General features: G+C 41.4%; 1 rRNA gene. It reads left to right on the top strand.

Going from position 1 to position 2,122, the window contains the following annotated elements:
• The first annotated feature begins 303 nt into the window (after nucleotides 1-303).
• A 16S ribosomal RNA gene (locus tag CSUIS19072_RS08285) occupies nucleotides 304-2,045 on the top strand.
• Nucleotides 2,046-2,122: the final 77 nt, after the last annotated feature.

Below are 2,122 nucleotides of genomic sequence, written 5' to 3'. Positions count from 1 at the left end.
CCCCTCCCAATCATTCAGCAAACTTTAAGTATATCTCTTATATAATTCCAGCTCACGAATTGAGAAACACCTTCTTATAGTTGGACAAATCATCTCTTTATCGTTTCTGTTTTTTAATTTTTATAATGTTAAACTATCTTTTATAGTCAATCTTTGAAATCTAAACAAGTGATCGATTGAGCCAAAGGCAATTTTAATTATTTAAATTAAATAATTGCTAATTTAATAGTTATAAAAAATTAAGTTTTTAGATTAAAACTTCATAATAAATATCTTACTTTACTATTTTTTGTAAAGTATTTTTTTATGGAGAGTTTGATCCTGGCTCAGAGTGAACGCTGGCGGCGTGCCTAATACATGCAAGTCGAACGGACAAGTAAGAGCTTGCTCTTATAAGTTAGTGGCGCACGGGTGAGTAATGTATAGTTAATCTGCCCTATGCTGGAGGACAACAGTTAGAAATGACTGCTAATACTCCATACTCCTTCTTAACACAAGTTAAGTTGGGAAAGTAGCTCTTAGTAATGCATATAAAATGGATTTTAAAACAAAAAGCTAAAAAGATAACAATAAACTTTTTTGAAGTCTTACATAAGTAGTAAGGCAAGAAAAAGTGAAGCAGTTAGCTTTTAAAGATTTTTGTAAAATTCTGAATTATAAAGTGGTTTTTAAATTAAAAATATTTTCTTTAAAAGAGATTAATAAAAATAATTTTAAAACCTTTTTTATGTGTATTACTAAGAGCTCTCGGCATAGGATGAGACTATATTGTATCAGCTAGTTGGTAAGGTAATGGCTTACCAAGGCTATGACGCATAACTGGTCTGAGAGGATGATCAGTCACACTGGAACTGAGACACGGTCCAGACTCCTACGGGAGGCAGCAGTAGGGAATATTGCTCAATGGGCGAAAGCCTGAAGCAGCAACGCCGCGTGGAGGATGACACTTTTCGGAGCGTAAACTCCTTTTCTTAGGGAAGAACAATGACGGTACCTAAGGAATAAGCACCGGCTAACTCCGTGCCAGCAGCCGCGGTAATACGGAGGGTGCAAGCGTTACTCGGAATCACTGGGCGTAAAGGACGCGTAGGCGGATTATCAAGTCTTTTGTGAAATCTAATGGCTTAACCATTAAACTGCTTGAGAAACTGATAATCTAGAGTGAGGGAGAGGCAGATGGAATTGGTGGTGTAGGGGTAAAATCCGTAGAGATCACCAGGAATACCCATTGCGAAGGCGATCTGCTGGAACTTAACTGACGCTAATGCGTGAAAGCGTGGGGAGCAAACAGGATTAGATACCCTGGTAGTCCACGCCCTAAACGATGTATACTAGTTGTTGCTGTGCTAGTCATGGCAGTAATGCACCTAACGGATTAAGTATACCGCCTGGGGAGTACGGTCGCAAGATTAAAACTCAAAGGAATAGACGGGGACCCGCACAAGCGGTGGAGCATGTGGTTTAATTCGAAGATACGCGAAGAACCTTACCTGGGCTTGATATCCTAAGAACCTTGTAGAGATACGAGGGTGCTAGCTTGCTAGAACTTAGTGACAGGTGCTGCACGGCTGTCGTCAGCTCGTGTCGTGAGATGTTCGGTTAAGTCCGGCAACGAGCGCAACCCACGTATTTAGTTGCTAACAGTTAGGCTGAGCACTCTAAATATACTGCCTTCGTAAGGAGGAGGAAGGTGTGGACGACGTCAAGTCATCATGGCCCTTATGCCCAGGGCGACACACGTGCTACAATGGCATATACAATGAGACGCAATATCGCGAGATGGAGCAAATCTATAAAATATGTCCCAGTTCGGATTGTTCTCTGCAACTCGAGAGCATGAAGCCGGAATCGCTAGTAATCGTAGATCAGCCATGCTACGGTGAATACGTTCCCGGGTCTTGTACTCACCGCCCGTCACACCATGGGAGTTGATTTCACTCTAAGCCGGAATACTAAACTAGTTACCGTCCACAGTGGAATCAGCGACTGGGGTGAAGTCGTAACAAGGTAACCGTAGGAGAACCTGCGGTTGGATCACCTCCTTTCTAGAGTACAAAGTGATAATCTCACAATTATCACTTCAATATAGTCTCAATCAGCTTGTTTAGGTTTGAGAGATTGA

This window comes from Campylobacter sp. RM19072, assembly GCF_024723485.1.
Lineage (GTDB): Bacteria > Campylobacterota > Campylobacteria > Campylobacterales > Campylobacteraceae > Campylobacter > Campylobacter porcelli.
This window is presented reverse-complemented; position numbering and strand designations above follow the sequence as displayed.